The organism is Streptomyces sp. NPDC054863 (assembly GCF_053610825.1).
Window position 1 is genome coordinate 37,843 of the sequence record NZ_JBSGZD010000021.1, and the last position, 17,574, is coordinate 55,416.

The 17,574-nt window shown below is 71.4% G+C and carries 14 protein-coding genes; 9 read left to right on the top strand and 5 right to left on the bottom strand.

The genetic code is table 11. The features are described from left to right. Window positions 1-37 precede the first annotated feature (37 nt). Together ACWGIG_RS06955 and mmpA are read left to right on the top strand one after the other, a co-directional pair. Window positions 38-748: an endonuclease V gene (locus ACWGIG_RS06955; protein ID WP_453320479.1), complete on the top strand. Its 711-nt coding sequence runs from the start codon at window positions 38-40 to the stop codon at window positions 746-748. A 71-nt stretch (window positions 749-819) separates the two neighbouring features. Next, window positions 820-993, top strand: a complete 174-nt coding sequence (gene mmpA / locus ACWGIG_RS06960; RefSeq protein ID WP_453320480.1) for a morphogenic membrane protein MmpA — start codon at window positions 820-822, stop codon at window positions 991-993. Here mmpA and ACWGIG_RS06965 read toward each other — a convergent pair whose 3' ends face one another. Then, window positions 994-2,169, bottom strand: a complete 1,176-nt coding sequence (locus ACWGIG_RS06965; RefSeq protein WP_453320481.1) for a saccharopine dehydrogenase family protein — start codon at window positions 2,167-2,169, stop codon at window positions 994-996. It abuts the gene before it with no gap. 144 nt (window positions 2,170-2,313) lie between these two features. Here ACWGIG_RS06965 and ACWGIG_RS06970 point away from each other — a divergent pair, with 144 nt between their 5' ends. The 5 genes from ACWGIG_RS06970 to ACWGIG_RS06990 all read left to right on the top strand — a co-directional run bounded on the left by ACWGIG_RS06970 (window position 2,314) and on the right by ACWGIG_RS06990 (window position 9,142). After that, window positions 2,314-3,465 carry a CaiB/BaiF CoA transferase family protein gene (locus ACWGIG_RS06970; protein WP_453320482.1) on the top strand — a complete coding sequence of 384 codons (1,152 nt, stop codon included), beginning with the start codon at window positions 2,314-2,316 and terminating at the stop codon, window positions 3,463-3,465. Between the two features lie 3 nt (window positions 3,466-3,468). Beyond that, window positions 3,469-4,494 carry an LLM class F420-dependent oxidoreductase gene (locus ACWGIG_RS06975; RefSeq protein WP_453320483.1) on the top strand — a complete coding sequence of 342 codons (1,026 nt, stop codon included), beginning with the start codon at window positions 3,469-3,471 and terminating at the stop codon, window positions 4,492-4,494. Between the two features lie 14 nt (window positions 4,495-4,508). After that, a complete protein-coding gene (locus tag ACWGIG_RS06980; RefSeq protein ID WP_453320484.1) occupies window positions 4,509-5,651 on the top strand; it encodes an acyl-CoA dehydrogenase family protein in 1,143 nt (380 codons plus the stop codon). Window positions 5,652-5,712: 61 nt separating this feature from the next. After that, window positions 5,713-6,927, top strand: coding sequence for an acetyl-CoA C-acetyltransferase (locus ACWGIG_RS06985; protein WP_453320485.1), 1,215 nt, complete (start codon window positions 5,713-5,715; stop codon window positions 6,925-6,927). Window positions 6,928-6,970: 43 nt separating this feature from the next. After that, on the top strand, window positions 6,971-9,142 hold the full coding sequence (locus ACWGIG_RS06990) for a 3-hydroxyacyl-CoA dehydrogenase NAD-binding domain-containing protein (protein ID WP_453320486.1): 2,172 nt from the start codon (window positions 6,971-6,973) through the stop codon (window positions 9,140-9,142). Between the two features lie 43 nt (window positions 9,143-9,185). Here ACWGIG_RS06990 and ACWGIG_RS06995 read toward each other — a convergent pair whose 3' ends face one another. Then, window positions 9,186-9,923, bottom strand: a complete 738-nt coding sequence (locus tag ACWGIG_RS06995; protein WP_453320487.1) for a MerR family transcriptional regulator — start codon at window positions 9,921-9,923, stop codon at window positions 9,186-9,188. A 157-nt stretch (window positions 9,924-10,080) separates the two neighbouring features. Here ACWGIG_RS06995 and ACWGIG_RS07000 point away from each other — a divergent pair, with 157 nt between their 5' ends. Continuing rightward, a complete protein-coding gene (locus ACWGIG_RS07000) occupies window positions 10,081-11,919 on the top strand; it encodes an AMP-dependent synthetase/ligase (protein WP_453320488.1) in 1,839 nt (612 codons plus the stop codon). 110 nt (window positions 11,920-12,029) lie between these two features. Next, entirely contained in the window at window positions 12,030-12,206 is a 177-nt protein-coding gene (locus ACWGIG_RS07005) for a hypothetical protein (RefSeq protein WP_453320489.1), read from the top strand. A gap of 134 nt (window positions 12,207-12,340) precedes the next feature. On the opposite strand, the gene ACWGIG_RS07010 is transcribed toward ACWGIG_RS07005, so the two are convergent. From ACWGIG_RS07010 to sph, 3 genes are all read right to left on the bottom strand, one after another. Beyond that, entirely contained in the window at window positions 12,341-13,510 is a 1,170-nt protein-coding gene (locus tag ACWGIG_RS07010; RefSeq protein ID WP_453320490.1) for an NAD(P)-binding protein, read from the bottom strand. Window positions 13,511-13,728: 218 nt separating this feature from the next. After that, on the bottom strand, window positions 13,729-16,149 hold the full coding sequence (locus ACWGIG_RS07015; protein ID WP_453320491.1) for a polysaccharide lyase 8 family protein: 2,421 nt from the start codon (window positions 16,147-16,149) through the stop codon (window positions 13,729-13,731). 179 nt (window positions 16,150-16,328) lie between these two features. Further along, the gene (gene sph / locus ACWGIG_RS07020) at window positions 16,329-17,363 is read right to left on the bottom strand and encodes a sphingomyelin phosphodiesterase (RefSeq protein ID WP_453320492.1); all 1,035 of its coding nucleotides are present in this window, start codon (window positions 17,361-17,363) and stop codon (window positions 16,329-16,331) included. Between the last annotated feature and the right edge of the window lie 211 nt (window positions 17,364-17,574).

Sequence of the window (17,574 nt, forward strand, 5' to 3'; positions counted from 1 at the left end):
CCCACTGTCAGACCCACGTCCTACAGTGGCGAGCACGATGAACCACACGCCCCACACCATCCCGACAGACGAGGCCGCCGCCCGCGCGGTCCAGGACGAACTCCGCACCAGGGTCGTCCTGGACGAGACCGGACCGCCGCCCGGTACCGGCCACGTCACCGGTGTTGACGTCGCGTACGACGACGCCCGCGACCTCGTCGTCGCCGCGGCCGTCGTCCTCGACGCCGCGACCCTCGCGGTGGTGGAGGAGGCCACGGCCACCGGCCGGGTCGCCTTCCCTTACGTACCGGGGCTGTTGGCGTTCCGCGAGATACCGACGGTGCTGGCCGCGCTCGGCAGGCTCGCCACCGACCCCGGCCTGATCGTCTGCGACGGGTTCGGGCTGGCCCACCCGCGCCGTTTCGGTCTGGCCAGTCACCTCGGCGTACTGACCGGGCTCCCCACCCTCGGCGTCGCGAAGAACCCCTTCGCGTTCGCGTACGAGCAACCCGGCCCGCGGCGCGGGGACTTCTCGCCGCTCCTGGCCGAGGACGACGGCACCGAGGTCGGCCGCGCCCTGCGCACCCAAGCCGGCGTCAAGCCGGTCTTCGTGTCCGTCGGCCACCGGGTCTCGCTCGACAACGCCTGCGCGCACACGCTCCGGCTGGCCGCCGCCTTCCGCCAGCCGGAGACCACCCGCCGCGCGGACTCGCTGTGCCGAAGGGCTCTGACGGAGGCGACCGCCGAGGCCGATGCAACAGGTGCGTAGCCGATGCAACAGGCGCGTAACTGAGTATGCGTACGGATGTTGAAAGCAAACTTTCGGGACAGGGTGATCACATGAGCATGTACACGAGCGCACACACCGCACCCGCCGTCCCCGACTACTTCGAGTCCGTCACCGTCCACCGGGCCGGCCGGCGGATGGCAGTGACCGTGCTCGTCGGCGTGCTGGCGATGCTGGGCTGGACCGGCGGCATGATCTATACGATATCGGGCTGGATATCCGGCTGATCAGCGGACGGCCGCCACCCGGAACCGGATCCCCGCCGCCTGCAGCCTCTCCAGCAGTGCGTCCCCCATCGCCACCGCCGTCGTCACCTGCCCCGCGGTCTTCGGCAGTTCGTCGAAGGCGAGGCTCAGCACCGACTCCGCGAGGATCTTCGCCGTCTCGCCGTAACCGGGGTCGCCGCCCGACACCTCCGTGAACACCCGCTGCCCGCCGCCCTCCCCGACGAACCGCACGGTGAACCAGCTCTTCGCCCGTCGCGCCTCGTCAGGTCCCGAGCCGGGCGCGAGCAGCGAGCCGAGCCACCGCCGCGCCGCCGGCACCTGGGCCAGCGCCAGCAGCGAGCCCGCGGCCACCGTGCCGCCCACCGCGACCGGCAGCCACTTCACCCCGGCGAAGTGCCGGTAGCGGAAGTCGGGTCCGTATCGATCAAGAGCCGCCGCCGACCGTTCCACCACCTGCGCGTCGAGCGTCGGCAACGGCACCGCCCAGACGCCCACCTCGCCGTTGCGGTGCGGCGCACCGAGCGGCGCCCGCACCGCGCGCCCGCCCGAAGGCCCCGGCTCCACCGCACGCCGCTCCTGCGCCGCCCGTATCATCTGCGGCCCGCGCCCCATCGCCCCCAGCGCCGATGCCAAGGTCCCGCCGGAGAACTGCGCCCCGGTCCGCACGAAACCGTCGACCCGCAGCGGCACCCCCTCCGGCAGCCGGCACACCGTGAAGTACGCACCCAGGTCGTGCGGTACGGAGTCGAAGCCGCACGCGTGCACCAGCCGGGATCCGGTGCGCCTGGCCACCGCGTCGTAGGCAAGGTACATCCGGTCCAGGAACTCGGGCTCCCCGCACAGGTCCGCGTAGTCGGTGCCCGCCTCCGCGCACGCCGCGACCAGGCCCTCCCCGTACTGGAGGTAGGGGCCGACCGTCGAGGCCAGCACCCTTGTGCTGCGGGCGAGTTCGCGCAGCGACGCGGGGTCGTCGGAGTCGGCGTGCAGCAGCGGCAGTTCGGCACAGGAGGGGTGGGTCCCGGTCAGGCGCTCGCGCAGCCGCTCCAGCTTGGCGGGCGAGCGGCCGGCGACGGCCCAGCGGCAGCCCTCCGGGGCGTGTGCGGCCAGGTACCGCGCCGTCAGTTCACCCACGAAGCCGGTCGCTCCGAAGATCACGATGTCGTACGGACGCGGCATGCGGTTCCTCCAGTCGTCGGGTACAGCTCGGGAAAAGGTAGGGGAAAGGCTAAGCGCTTGCTCGGCCAAGGGGCTTGTGCAGAGTGGAACACGTTCTTAGCATCACTGCTGTTACATCAGTTGTGTCACAGTGCTGGGGGCTTGATGGCAAGGACAGCAGGCACGAACAACGGGGCTGTGCGAGGGCCTCTCTCCGGAGTGCGCGTGGTGGAGCTGGCCGGCATCGGTCCCGGCCCGTTCGCCGCGATGTGCCTCGCCGACCTGGGCGCCGACGTCGTACGGGTGGACCGGCCGGGCGGCGCGGGGCTCGGCGTCGACCCGGCGAAGGACCTCACCAACCGCAACAAGCGCTCCGTCCTCGTCAACCTCAAGGACCCGGCGGGACCCGGCCAGGTCCTCGACCTCGTCGAGCGCGCCGACATCCTCATCGAGGCCTACCGCCCGGGCGTCGCCGAACGCCTCGGTGTCGGCCCCGACGCCTGCCTCGCCCGCAACCCGAAGCTGGTCTACGGGCGGATGACCGGCTGGGGGCAGGAGGGCCCGCTCGCCCAGCGGGCCGGACACGACATCTCGTACCTCGCCCTCACCGGCACCCTCGGGATGATCGGCAAGCCGGACGAGCCGCCGACCGTCCCCGCCAACCTGGTCGGCGACTACGCGGGCGGCTCGCTCTACCTGGTCATCGGCCTCCTCGCCGCGCTCCAGCACGCCCGTACGCCCGAGGGTGCGGGCCAGGTCGTCGACGCGGCGATCGTCGACGGCGCCAGCCACCTCGCGACCATGCTGCACGGCATGCTCGCGGCCGGCGGCTGGCAGGACCGGCGCGGCTCGAACCTCCTCGACGGCGGCTGCCCCTTCTACGGGACGTACGAGACCTCCGACGGGCAGTACATGGCGGTGGGTGCGCTGGAGCCGCGGTTCTACGCGGAGTTCACCGAGCTGCTCGGCATCACGGACACCGCGCCCGAGCGCGGTGACCTCGCCCGCTGGGGCGACCTGCGGGAGAGCATCGCCGCGCGCTTCAAGGAGTGCACCCGCCAGGAGTGGACGGCGGTCTTCGAGGCCTCCGACGCCTGCGTGGCCCCGGTGCTCTCCATGCGCGAGGCCCCGCACCACCCCCACCTCGCGGCCCGCTCCACCTACGTCGAGCACGGCGGCGTCACCCAGCCCGCACCCGCCCCGCGTTTCTCCGGCACGCCGGGCTCCCTCCACCGGGGACCTGCACTGCCGGGCGCCGACACGGCCGACGTGGCCGCCGACTGGGGCGTACCGAGCCTCGCCGAGGGAGATTTTTAACTGATGGAGATTTCCGTCCCGTTGAGCTACGCGGCCGACCCCCGCGAGGCCTGCGACCAGGTCGCGGAGCTGGAGTCCGCCGGACTCGACGCCGTCTGGGTGGCCGAGGCGTACGGCTTCGACTCGCCCACCGTCATGGGCTATCTGGCCGCCCGTACGACCCGCATGAAGATCGGTGCGGGCATCCTCAACGTCTACTCCCGCACCCCCGCCCTCATCGCCCAGACCGCCGCCGGGCTCGACGCGATCTCCGGAGGCCGGGCACTGCTCGGCCTCGGCGCGTCAGGACCACAGGTCGTCGAGGGCTGGCACGGAAAGCCGTACGACAGGCCCCTGGGCCGCACCCGCGAGACCGTCGAACTGTGCCGCCGCATCTGGAAGCGGGAGGTCATCGACCACCACGGCATCACCGACATGCCGCTGCCGAAGGAGAAGGGCGGCAGGCTCGGCAAGCCGCTGAAGATCCTCACCCGCCCGGTGCGCGACACCATCCCGGTGTACGTGGCTTCGCTCGGCCCCGCCAACGTGAAGCTCACCGCCGAGATCGCCGACGGCTGGCTGCCCACCCTCTTCCTCCCCGAGAAGGCGGAACAGGTGTGGGGGAGCGCCCTCGCGGAAGGGACGGCGCTCCGCGACCCCGCACTCGGCCCGCTGCAGACCGTCGCCGGCGGGCTCCTGGCCATCGGCGAGGACGCCGCAGCCGCACGGGACCTGGCCCGCCCGCAGATCGCCCTGTACGTCGGCGGAATGGGCGCGAAGGGTAAGAACTTCTACAACGACCTCGCCGTCGCCTACGGCTACGAGGAAGAGGCCGCCAGGATCCAGGACCTCTACCTCGCGGGCAGGAAGAAGGAGGCGGAGGCCGCCGTCCCCGACGAGTTCTGCGAACTCATGTCGCTGTGCGGGCCGGAGAGTTACGTCCGTGAGCGCATGGAGGCCTTCCGGGCGGCGGGCGTCACCATGCTCAACGTCGTCCCGGTCGGCCCCGAACCGGCCAGGCTCATCGAGACCGTCAAGAACTGGCTTTAGGGGACTGAGGATTGATGAAGCGTCAGATATTCAGCGCGGAGCACGACGCCTTCCGCGAGACCGTCCGCACCTTCCTCACCAAGGAGGTCCTGCCGCACTACGAGCAGTGGGAGAAGGACGGCATCGTCAGCCGCGACGCCTGGCTCGCCGCCGGAAAGCAGGGGCTGCTGGGCCTCGCCGTGCCCGAGGAGTACGGGGGCGGCGGGAACGCCGACTTCCTCTACAGCGCCGTACTGGCCGAGGAGTTCACCCGCGCCGGAGCGGCCGGACTCGCGGTCGGGCTGCACAACGACATCATCGGCCCGTACCTCACCGGCCTCTCCACCGACGAGCAGAAGCGGCGCTGGCTGCCCGGCTTCTGCTCGGGCGAGACGATCACCGCCATCGCGATGACGGAGCCCGGCGCGGGCTCGGACCTCCAGGGGATCCGTACCTCCGCCGAGGACAAGGGCGACCACTGGCTGCTCAACGGCTCCAAGACGTTCATCTCCAACGGCATCCTCGCCGACCTGGTGATCGTCGTCGCGAAGACCTCTCCGGAGGGCGGGGCGAAGGGCCTGTCCCTCCTGGTCGTCGAGCGTGGCGCGGAGGGCTTCGAGCGGGGGCGGAACCTCGACAAGATCGGCCAGAAGGCGCAGGACACGGCCGAGCTGTTCTTCCACGACGTGAAGGTGCCCAAGGAGAATCTCCTGGGTGAGCTCAATGGTGCATTCATCCACCTCATGACCCACCTCGCCCAGGAACGCATGGGCATCGCGGTCGCCGGAATCGCCGCCGCCGAACACCTCCTGGAGATCACCACGACCTACGTCAAGGAGCGCGAGGCGTTCGGGCGGCCGTTGGCCAAGCTCCAGCACATCCGCTTCGAGATCGCCGAGATGGCCACCGAGTGCGCCGTCACACGGGCGTTCCTGGACCGCTGCATCGTCGATCACAGAGACGGGGAACTCGACGCGGTCCACGCCTCCATGGCCAAGTGGTGGGCCACCGAACTCCAGAAGCGCGTCGCCGACCGGTGCCTCCAGCTGCACGGCGGCTACGGCTACATGACCGAATACCGGGTCGCCAAGGCCTTCACGGACGGCCGCATCCAGACGATCTACGGCGGCACGACCGAGATCATGAAGGAAATCATCGGCCGCTCCCTCCTCGGATAGCACCACCCCGTCCCTCTTCTTGACGGCTCTTCCCGAAAGCTCTTCCTGAAAGGCAAGTGTCTTGACTACCGAAGCGTTTGTGTTCGACGCGATCCGCACCCCGCGCGGACGCGGCAAGGCCAACGGGGCCCTGCACGGCACCAAGCCGATCGACCTGGTCGTCGGCCTCATCCACGAGGTCAGGAACCGCTTCCCGGACCTCGACCCGGCCGCCATCGACGACATCGTCCTCGGGGTCGTCGGCCCGGTCGGCGACCAGGGCTCCGACATCGCCCGCACCGCCGCGATCTCCGCCGGGCTCCCCGACAGCGTCGCGGGCGTACAGGAGAACCGCTTCTGTGCCTCCGGCCTCGAAGCCGTCAACCTGGCTGCCATGAAGGTCCGTTCGGGCTGGGAGGACCTGGTCCTGGCGGGCGGCGTCGAGTCCATGTCGCGCGTCCCGATGGGCTCCGACGGCGGCGCCTGGTTCAACGACCCGATGACCAACTTCGAGAACGGCTTCGTCCCCCAGGGCATCGGCGCCGACCTCATCGCGACCATCGAGGGCTTCTCGCGCCGCGACGTCGACGAGTACGCCGCGCTCTCCCAGGAGCGGGCCGCCGCAGCCTGGAAGGACAACCGCTTCGCGCGCTCCGTCGTCCCCGTGCGCGACCGCAACGGCCTGCTGGTCCTCGACCACGACGAGCACATGCGCCCCGGCACCACCGCCGACTCGCTGGCCCCCCTCAAGCCCTCCTTCGCCGCGATCGGCGACATGGGCGGCTTCGACGCGGTGGCGCTCCAGAAGTACCACTGGGTGGAATCGATCAACCACGTCCACCACGCGGGCAACTCCTCCGGCATCGTCGACGGCGCCGCCCTCGTCGCCATCGGCACCAAGGAGGTCGGCGAACGCTACGGGCTCACCCCTCGCGCCCGTATCGTCTCGGCCGCCGTCTCCGGATCCGAGCCCACGATCATGCTGACCGGACCCGCCCCCGCCACCCGCAAGGCACTCGCCAAGGCGGGCCTGACCATCGACGACATCGACCTCGTCGAGATCAACGAGGCGTTCGCGGGCGTCGTGCTGCGCTTCGCCAAGGACATGGGCCTCTCCCTCGACAAGATCAACGTCAACGGCGGCGCCATCGCCATGGGCCACCCGCTGGGCGCCACCGGCGCGATGATCCTGGGCACCCTCGTCGACGAACTGGAGCGCCAGGACAAGCGCTACGGCCTCGCCACGCTGTGCGTCGGCGGCGGCATGGGCGTCGCCACCGTCATCGAGCGCGTCTGATCCTCGTCCGTCCCGCCGCCACTTTTTACGGAGAAGCCAGAACATGAGCGAGCCCACCACCATCCGCTGGGAACAGGACGAGACCGGCGTCGTCACCCTCGTCCTCGACGACCCCAACCAGTCCGCGAACACCATGAACGCCGCCTTCAAGGCCTCCATCGCGGCGATCGCCGACCGCGCCGAGGCCGAGAAGGACTCCATCCGGGGCATCATCTACGCCTCCGCGAAGAAGACGTTCTTCGCGGGCGGCGACCTCAAGGAAATGATCCAGGTCGGCCCGGAGAACGCCCAGCAGGCGTTCGACACCGGCACCGCCATCAAGAACTCGCTGCGCCGCATCGAAACGCTCGGCAAGCCCGTCGTCGCCGCGATCAACGGGGCGGCCCTGGGCGGCGGTTACGAGATCGCGCTCGCCGCCCACCACCGCATCGCGCTCGACGCGCCCGGCTCCAAGATCGGCCTCCCCGAGGTCACCCTCGGCCTGCTCCCGGCGGGCGGCGGCGTCACCCGTACCGTACGGCTCATGGGCATCGCCGACGCCCTGCTGAAGGTCCTCCTCCAGGGCACCCGGTACAGCCCGCAGCGCGCCCTCGAAAACGGCCTCGTGCACGAAGTGGCCGCCACCCGCGAGGAGATGCTCGCCAAGGCGCACGCCTTCATCGACGCGCACCCCCAGTCGCAGCAGCCCTGGGACGTCAAGGGCTACAAGATCCCCGGCGGTACCCCGTCCAACCCGCGCTTCGCCGCCAACCTCCCGGCGTTCCCCGCGAACCTCAAGAAGCAGACGGGCGGCGCCAACTACCCCGCCCCGCGCAACATCCTCGCGGCGGCCGTCGAAGGCTCGCAGGTCGACTTCGACACCGCGCTGACCATCGAGGCCCGGTACTTCACCGAGCTGGTCACCGGGCAGATCGCCAAGAACATGATCCAGGCGTTCTTCTTCGACCTCCAGGCCGTCAACTCCGGGGCGAGCCGCCCCCAGGGCATCGAGCGCCGCAAGGTCCGCAAGGTCGCCGTGCTCGGCGCGGGCATGATGGGCGCCGGAATCGCGTACTCCTGCGCCCGTGCGGGCATCGAGGTCGTCCTCAAGGACGTCACCCCGGAGGCCGCCGCCAAGGGCAAGGCGTACTCGGAGAAGCTCCTCGCGAAGGCGCTGAGCCGCGGCCGTACCACCGAGGCCAAGCGGGACGAACTCCTCGCCCGCATCACCCCCACCGCCGACCCCGCAGACCTGGCGGGCTGCGACGCGGTGATCGAGGCGGTCTTCGAGGACACCGGCCTCAAGCACAAGGTGTTCCAGGAGATCCAGGACGTCATCGAGCCCGACGCGCTCCTGTGCTCCAACACCTCCACCCTCCCCATCACCGGTCTCGCGGAAGGCGTCTCGCGCCCCGTCGACTTCATCGGCCTGCACTTCTTCTCGCCGGTCGACAAGATGCCGCTCGTCGAGATCATCAAGGGCGAGCGCACCGGTGACGAGGCGCTGGCCCGCGCCTTCGACCTGGTCCGCCAGATCAAGAAGACGCCGATCGTCGTCAACGACTCGCGCGGCTTCTTCACCTCGCGCGTCATCGGCCAGTTCATCAACGAAGGCGTCGCGATGGTCGGCGAGGGCATCGAGCCCGCCTCGATCGAGCAGGCCGCCGCCCAGGCCGGCTACCCGGCGAAGGTCCTCTCCCTCATGGACGAGCTGACCCTCACCCTGCCGCGCAAGATCCGCAACGAGACGAAGAAGGCGGTGGAGGAAGCGGGCGGGGTATGGCCGGGACACCCCTCCGACGCGGTCATCGACCGGATGGTGGACGAGTTCGGGCGCCCGGGGCGCAGCGGTGGCGGCGGCTTCTACGAGTACGGGGACGACGGGAAGCGGACCCGCCTGTGGCCGGGGCTGCGCGAGCACTTCGGCAAGCAGGGCGTCGAGATCCCCTTCGTCGACATGCAGGAGCGGATGCTCTTCTCCGAGGCCATCGACACGGTGCGGCTCTTCGAGGAGGGCGTGCTGATGTCGGTCGCCGACGCCAACATCGGCTCCATCATGGGCATCGGCTTCCCGGCCTGGACGGGCGGCGTCATCCAGTACATCAACGGTTACGAGGGCGGCCTGCCCGGCTTCGTGGCCCGCGCCCGCGAGCTGGCGGCGATGTACGGCGAGCGGTTCGAGCCGACGGCGCTGCTGGTCGAGAAGGCGTCGAGGGACGAGAAGTTCAGCGACTGACGACCCCTTGGACTGCGGGCCGCGCCCTGTGTCGACGTACCGCTCAGGACTCGTCGACGAACGCGGCCCGCAGCTCTTCCTTCAGCGAGCGCTGGAACGCCGTGACGAGGGCCTGGAGCACCATCGGCTGCATGTGCGCCGACAGCGACTTCATGGCCTCCACGTGCTCGGGGTCCGACTCCCGCTCCCGGTAGGGGCTCCACACCTCGTCGCGGAACAGGTGCGTCAGGGCACGGGCCGCCGAGCGGGTGTGCTCCATGAGGATGGTGCGCGCGGCGAGGATCGTCTCGTGCGCGATCGGCACGCCGAGGAGCTGCACGCCGAGCGCCAGCAGCCCCGGATCCACCCGGAAGGTGTCAGGGGTGGCGGCGCGCTCCAGCACGTTCATCGCGGCCAGCCGGTCGATGTCCACGTCCGACAGGGCGCGGCCCGCCCGGCGCTCCAGCTCCGCGCGGGTGGCGTCCTCCGCCGAGTCGGGCGCCCAGGACGCCACCACCGCACGGTGAATGGCCAGGTCGTGCGCGCTCAGGTCGGGCGGTAGCTGCTCCAGGTAGCGCTCGATGGCGGACAGGGTCATCCCGTGGTGCTGGAGCTCCTCGATGAGGGCGAGCCGGGAGAGGTGCTCGGGGCCGTAGTGACCGACCCGGCGAGGGCCGATCGCCGGAGGCGGCAGGAGACCCTTGGTGCTGTAGAAGCGGATGGTGCGGACGGTGACACCGGCGCGCGCGGCCAGCTCGTCGACCGTGAGCGTCGGCTCCCCGGTACCGGTGGTCGTCGTCATGGCGCTGCCCCGTTCCTCTGCTGGTCCTGTGCCGCTGATCCTCCGCTGGGATTCAGTGCAACAGTATTGCTGTCTCACCACTCTTGTGAAAGCCTCCCTGCCACGTTCAGGCAATGCCCAGTCGATGACGACACGTCGATGACGACACGAGGCGGTCATGACCACGATCCTGCGACTCCCCGCCGATCCGGCCGAACTCACCCTTCCCGCACTGCTGTTGCGCAACACCGAGGACCACGGCGACCTCCCCGCCCTCTCCTGGCGCACGGCGGACGGCAGTGGCTGGACCACCCTCTCCTGGCGAGAGGTCCGCCGGAAGGCAGCCGTCCTGGCCGCCGGGTACGCGGCGCTGGGCGTGCGGCGCGGCGAGCAGGTGCTCATCATGATGGGCAACCGGCCCGAGCACTGGCTGAGCGACCTCGCCCTCACCCACCTCGGCGCGATCCCGGTCACGGTGTACGGAACGGCCGCCGCCGAGCAGGTCGCGCACATCGCCCGGCACAGCGGCGCCAGGTTCGCTCTTGTCGAGGGATCGGCCGAACTGCCGCGCTGGGAACCGCTGGTGGAGGATCCGGGGACCCCGCTGGAGAAGCTGGTCGTCGTGCGGGCGGCGGAGGCGGGGCCGCACCGCACGTACGGCTCGCTCCACGCCACCGGAGTCCGCCTCCACCACGCCGCCACCTTCGAGAAGGGCCGGCGGGAGACGCGCGCCGACGACATCCTCACGGTCGTCCACACCTCCGGGACCACCGGCGACCCCAAAGCTGTCCCGATCACCCACCGCATGGTGGTGAGCAACGCCCTCGCCCTCGACCGGGTGGTCGACCTCCCCGCCCACGTCGAGCACATCTGCTACCTCCCCTTCGCGCACATCGCGGAACGCATGCTCGGCATCTACCTCCCGGTCTTCCGCGCCTCGCACGTGTACTTGTGCACGGACACCAGCCAAGTGGCCGCCACCGCAAGGGAATTGCACCCGGCGCAATTCTTCGGCGTGCCGAGGGTGTGGGAGAAGCTGGCGGCATCCGTACAGGCGGCGCTGGCCGGTCTGCCGCAGGAGCAGCGGGCCGCCGTCGAGAAGGCGGGGGACACCGCGCGGGCCCACGTCGCCTGCCGCGAGCGCGGCGAGGAGCCGCCCCCGGAGCTCGAAGCCGCCCACCAGGAGGCGAAGGCCCGCGTCCTGGACCCGATCCTCTCCCTCGCGGGCTTCGACCGCCTCGTCTGGGCGGCGAGCGCGTCGGCGCCGATGCCGCTCGAAGTGACCAGGTTCTGGGCGGGGTTCGGCATCGCGATCATGGATGCGTGGGGTCTGACCGAAACGGTCGGCGTCTGCACCGCCAACAGTCCGACGCACGGCTTCCGGCTCGGCTCGGTGGGCCGCCCGCTGGACGGTCTTGAGCTGAGGACGGCCCAGGACGGCGAGATCCTGGTCCGCGGCGAAACCGTCTTCCGGGGCTATCTGCGCGCCGACGGGACGACCGAGGAAGCCCTGGACGTGGACGGCTGGTTCGCGACCGGCGACATCGGCCGCGTCGATGAGGACGGCTTCCTCCGGCTGACCGACCGCAAGAAGGAAATGATCGTCACGTCGACGGGCAAGAACGTCTCCCCGGCCCTGGTCGAGAACACCCTCAAGGAACACCCCCTGATCGGCCAGGCACTGGCGCACGGCGACGGCCGCCCGTACGTGGTGGCGCTGCTGGTCCTCGACGCCGAGACGGCCCCGGCGTGGGCGGCGGCGCAGGGCATCGAGGGCGCGGTGACGGCGGACCACCCGGCGGTACGGGAGGAGGTCGCGCGCGCCGTCGCGGCGGCGAACACCCGCCTGAACGGCACCGAGCAGGTCAAGCGGTACCGGCTCCTGGCGGAGGAGTGGGGACCGGAGACGGGCGAACTGACGCCTTCGCTGAAGCTGCGCAGGCGGGTGGTCCGGGAGAGGTACGGGGCGGAGATCGAGGGGCTTTACGGGGGAGAACCCAGCCCGTCCGGCGTGTGAGGACGAAACGGACGAAGCCCGTGCACCGGGCGGGCGCAGCCCGGCCCCCACCGGCGCGAGCCGTGCTGCTTCCGGTCCCCGCGGCCGACGCCACGCGGCGGAGCCGCACAGTGTCACAGCGGGCAGGGGCGGGGAACGGCGGGCTCCCCACCGGCCCGACCACCACCCCGCACACGCTCAGGCGACACCGCTTCCTGCTCGTCCCGCACACGCTCAGGCGACACCGCTTCCTGCTCGTCCCGCACACGCTCAAGCGGCACCGCTTCCTGCTCGTCCCGCGCGCTTAAGCGGCAGTGCTGCTTGTCCCGCGCGCTTCAGGGGCACCCCTTTCCGCTCGTCCCGTACGCGCTCAAGCGGCAGAGCGTTCCGCTCGTCCCGTACGTGCTCAAGGGGCACCGCTTGCCGCCCGCTCCGTGTGCGCTCAAGCGGCAGCGTTTCCCGTCCGTCCCGCGCTCCGTGCCGCTCCTGCTCCCGCCTCGATCCCGCTGAAGATCGAGATCTCGCCGCGCATCCCCGGTGCCGCCACCATGTCGCCCGCCAGGAACACCCCGTCGCCCCGGTCGACCGCCGGGCGGTCGTGCCAGGTGCGGCCCGGCAGGTCCAGCGCTCCCGTCCGCCCCTTCGCCGTCGCCGTCCTGCTCCACGTCGTCCGCTCCCGCCACCCCGGCACCGTCAGGTCCGCGAGCGACTCCAGCCGGTCCCGCGCCTGTGCCAGGCTTTCGCCCGCCTGCACCGGCATGTCCAGCTGGAACAGCGACTCGCCGGCCGGTGCGATCGTCGGGTCCTGCATCGAGTACGACTCGTGGAAGCCGCCCCCGTCCAGGTCGAAGGCGATGAACCGGTCCCGCCGGTCCGACCGCACGGCCACGTCCAGCATCACCACGTGCCCGCTCTCCCACGTCAGTGAATCGTCCCCCAACAGCCGCTTCGCCGCTGCCAGTTCGGTAGCCACGACGACCGGCCGGTCCTCCGGAAGCTCCGTCACCCGGGTCTCCAGGTGGATGCGCACGCCCAGCTCCCGCGCCCGCGCCTCCATCCGGCCGAGGACCGCCTGCCAGCCGCCCACCACCCACCGCACCGTCGGCACCGTCGTCGCGAACACCCGCCGGAACAGCTCCCACACGAACGCCGCCGACAGCCGCCCGGTGTCCGCGTCGTACGTCACGACCCCGATCGCCCGCGCCGCCGCCCGCGCCGCCTCCTCGCCGTACCGCTCCGACGCCCACTCGTGGAACGTCAGGTCCACCGGCGCCGTACGGGGCCGCCCCGGCATCATCATCCGTACCAGAGCGGCCGGCGGCGCCGACCGCAGCCGCCCGTCCCGTACGAATCCGAACTTCAGGTCCCGCACCGACGGCCGCCCCAGCTTGCCGACCAGGTCGCGGTCGGTGAGCCACTTCCAGTGCGCCAGGTCGGCGTAGAAGACGTGCGGGCCCTCGTGCGCCGTGTACGGGGCGGGAGTCGCCCGGCCCCGCCCGCCCAGGGAGCCGTGCCCCTCGTACAGGTCCACACCCGCCCCGGCCTCCGCCGCGGTGATCGCGGCGGTCAGTCCGGCGATGCCCCCACCGATGACAGACACGTTCCCGGTCATGACCAGCTCCTTCGCAACAGTGGCGTGCTCCCACGGACTCTCACGGAAGGGACGCGGCGGGCCCTCCCGAATGTGACATCCGACCGCGGACGGGCCCCGGTCCGGCAGTTCGGCCGGTCGTCCGGCGAGGGCGGCACTGCGGACGAGGGCTGCGGACGGGCGCTGCGGGCGGCGCTGCGGACGGAGGCTGCGGACGAGGGCTGCCTGAGCGGGCCCGTTCAGCGGAGCTCGGCCCGGTGGGTGTGCCCCCGGGAGCCGCCGACCGTGACGGTGAGGACCGGGCGGCGGCCCGGGGTGACCCGCACCGTGTCGTCGGCGGATACCACCGACCGTGCGGCGAAGGGGAGTTGGAGCGTGAGGGTGGACCCGGTGCGGCCCGGGTCGGCGACCGCCACCGAGACGGAGCCGTTCCTGCGCCGGACGAGGACGGACGCGGGGCCCGACGAGGTGATCCCGGCCGCGGTGCCCGGCTGCCAGAAGGTGACGGCGGTCAGCCCGAGGCGTCGGTCCTCCACCGCCTGGGCGCCCGTGTCGTTGGCGGCGATGTGCACCGGCCGGGACAGTCGCCAGGCGGCGGTGGTCGCGGGGGAAGCACCCGGGAGAAGGGCGTACGCGTAGGAGGCGGCGGCGGGGGAAGTGCCGTGGTCGATCCAGAGGGTGAGGTAGCGGCGGGTGACGGGAGTGGTCGACCCTCCGGTGTCCGCACCGGTGTTGAGGTCGCGCCAGACGCCGGTGCGCTGCTCGCGCAGGGTGTGCAGCGGAGTCCGCTCGGGGAAGACGTAGCCGCCCACGCCTTCGATGTGCGCCCAGTGCGCCCGGTGGAGGCCGGCGGGCCGGCCGGGTGCGGCGGACCGGCGGACGCCGTCCACCAGGAGTTGAGGCGTGCCGTTCGCGTGCAGGTTGCGGTTCTCGACGATCGTCTCGACCGTGCGGCCGTCGCTCGCGGTGATGCCGGCGCCGAGCGCGACGACCGCGTTGTCGAGGAAGAACCAGGACTTCCGTGCGCGCAGAGTGCTGCCCTGGGCGGCGAGTTCCATGGCGGACGCGCCGTACCGGGCGTCCAGGACGGCCCCGCCCGCGACGGCGTTCGTGGGGCGGTAGGTGCTCGTGCCGCCCCCGGTGCCGAGGTCCGTGCGCGGCCGGGTGTCGACCGTGGTGCCCGGCAGCCGGTACGGATCGACGGTCGGCCAGAAGCCGTCGCCGAACTGCCCGAGGTCGTCCCCGCTGTAGAGGTACGTCATGCCGTCGCCGGTGTACCAGCCGTGCAGGTTCTCGCCGTTGCCCGCCTCGTACGCCGCGATGCGCCGGGACGACAGGGAGAGGGCGAACGCCCAGCGGGGGCGGCGGTGCACCACCCGGTCCATGTCGGCGAAGACGAAGTGTCCGGTCGTGCGGTCGGCGACGGGGACCGTGTCGTCCGCCAACAGCGCCTTCGCGCGCACCAGTTGAGGAAGGGTGACCAGCTCGGTGTACGGGGTGGCGCGGTTGCGCCCGATCCAGCCCTTGGCCAGGGCGCGCCAGCGCGCCGCGTACGCGGCGGGTGCCCCGGTGGCGAGGAGGACGATGCTCGACACCGTCGCCGCGCCGTCGACGTGGTCCACCGCCCGCTCGCGCGAAATCGCCCGGCCCCGCACGGAGTCCATCATCAGTCCGTCGAACAGCAGCGGGGCGAAGGACCGCTCGACCGCTTCGTAGATCACCGACACCTGCGGGTCGCCGACCGCCCAGGTGGACCCCGCCAGCAGGGCGATCATGTGCGCCGCACCCCCGAGCAGCACGTTTCCGTACGTCCCGGTGTAGGCCACCGACTCGTGCTGGATGAACGAGCCGTCCGGGTAGAAGCCGTCGCCCGAAGCGGTGTACCGGAACAGGCTGTTGCGCCCGCCGTCCCGCACGTCGGAAAGGCCGTCCCTGGCGAGGGCCACCTTGGCCGCGTCCCGGCCGACCAGCCCGCGCAGCGCCACGATCACCGCTTTGTCGGCCCGGTTGGCGCCGGTCTCGGAGAGGGCGGGGGAGTTGGTGCGGCGGTCCGCGTTCGGGCAGAAGCGGTCGACCGCCGCCAGATACCCGGTGAGATCGGCGGCGGGGACCTGCGCGCCCAGCAGCACACAGCAGTCAAGGAGCGCACGGGGTGCGCCGATCTCCCAGAACCACCAGTTCCCGGCCTCGGGCCTCGTCGCGTTGTAGGAGGTGTCGTGGAGGAACCGCAGCGCCGTCACCAGCGCGGTCGCGACCTCCGCCGACCCGCCGAGCGCGGCGCCCGGCGTCGCCCAGGCGGTGGCGAGCGTGCGCAGCCGGGTGTAGCTCTGGCCGAAGCTGCCGGGGGCGGTGACGGGGGAGAGGTCCGGCCAGAGCGCGGTGCGTCCGGCGGAGCGGTCCAGCTTCTGCCACAGCGCCGACGCAGAGGTGTCGAGCGCCGTGAGCGCGGCACGGAAATCCGGGTCCGCCGGGTCGAACGGACCGCCGGTCAGGAGCTGCCGCGCCCGTGCGAGCAGCGGGTCGAGGGCGTCGGAGGCGTCGGCTGCGCGCGCAGAGGCGGCCCCGGCCAGGGACGTCGCGGGGAGGAGCGCCGCGGCAGTCCCGGCCGCGAGCAGGGCGCGTCTGGACACGGTGGTGCGCGTGCTGTTGGTCCCGGTCATGCCGGTCCTCCGGAGTGCGGGGTTCAGGTGCGTAAGGGCTGCGCGTCAGCATGTAAGCGCTTACTGTCCTGCCGCAAGAGGATCCGGAATGTTTCTGTTGTTTTCTACGAGAACCGTGACTGCGGGGGGACAGCAACGGCCGTCCACCCGCGGTCACTTCACCTTCACTTCGGTTCACTTCACTTCGCGGACGCCACCACCGGGTAGTGGTCGCTCAGGTTCGTGTACGTGTAGGACTTGCCCCAGCTGGAGACCGTCCAGGGCGCGCTCTGCTCCTTGACGACGTCGTTCGTCCAGCCCGCGGGGCGGGCGTGGCCGGTGCGCGCCAGGACGTAGTCGAGGTCCTCGCGCGGGTCGGTCGGGTAGCGCTCGGCGGCGATCGAGTTGTCCGCGGTGTCGAAGGAGTACGTGTGGCCGGTGCGGGAGTCCGCGCCGTCCAGTCCGCCGTCCTTCAGCATCGACGTGTACTCGGGGCTGTGCGAGTCGACGTTGAAGTCCCCTGCCACCAGGACCTGTTCACCCGCCGGAATCTTCTTCGCGTCGAGGAACGCGTCGAGCTGCTTGAACTGCGCACTCCGCTTGGCCGCCGCCTCGCCGGCCCCGCAGCCCGGGTCGGTCGACTGGAGGTGCGTGCCGACGACGTGCACCTGGGTGCCGTTGACGTTCAGGACGACGTACGCGAAGCCCTTGTTGGAGTGGTAGTCCGAGCCGCACGCCTCCTTGAAGACGAACTGCTCCTTCCGCACGATCGGCCACTTGCTGTAGACCGTCACCCCGCCGTCCTCCGGGGCCGTCACCGAGTACGAACCGCCGGTCGCGTCCCAGCCGCTCCTGCTGCGGCCCACGACGGGCGTCTGGTGCGGGTACTGGGCGGCGGCATTGCGGCCCATCGCGTCCGAGGCCCCGTTGTCGAAGGCCTCCTGGAGGACGACGACGTCGTGCCCCTGGAAGAAGGGCGCCGCCGGAATCGCCTTGGCCCGGAAGTCCTGGCCCCAGTTGGGGTAGAGGGTCTTGCTGAAGATGAAGGCGTTGTACGAGAGGACCTGGAGCTTCGGCACGTCGGCGGAGGCGGCCGGGGCAACCGGGGCGGCGGGTGCGGCAGGAGCCGCCGGGACCGCGACGGCACCCGGGGCGGTGACGGCCAGCGTGGCCGCCGCGGCGACGGCGGTGGCGACGGCGCCGGTCAGGGCGCGTCGGCGTGAGGGTATCGGCACAGAGTTCTCCCGTGGGAAGTGTGGGGCGAGAGGTGCGGAACACCGGTGCCGCACATCAAATCAGCACGGGTTACTTCCCGGTAGACAATGCGCACCGTCCACCTGACCTCCCGCCCACAAGCAGCACAACTCCCCCGCACGCACGCACGCACGGGAACGCGGACCGCCCCCCCCCCCCCCCCCACCCCGACCACCACGTGGCGCCACACCC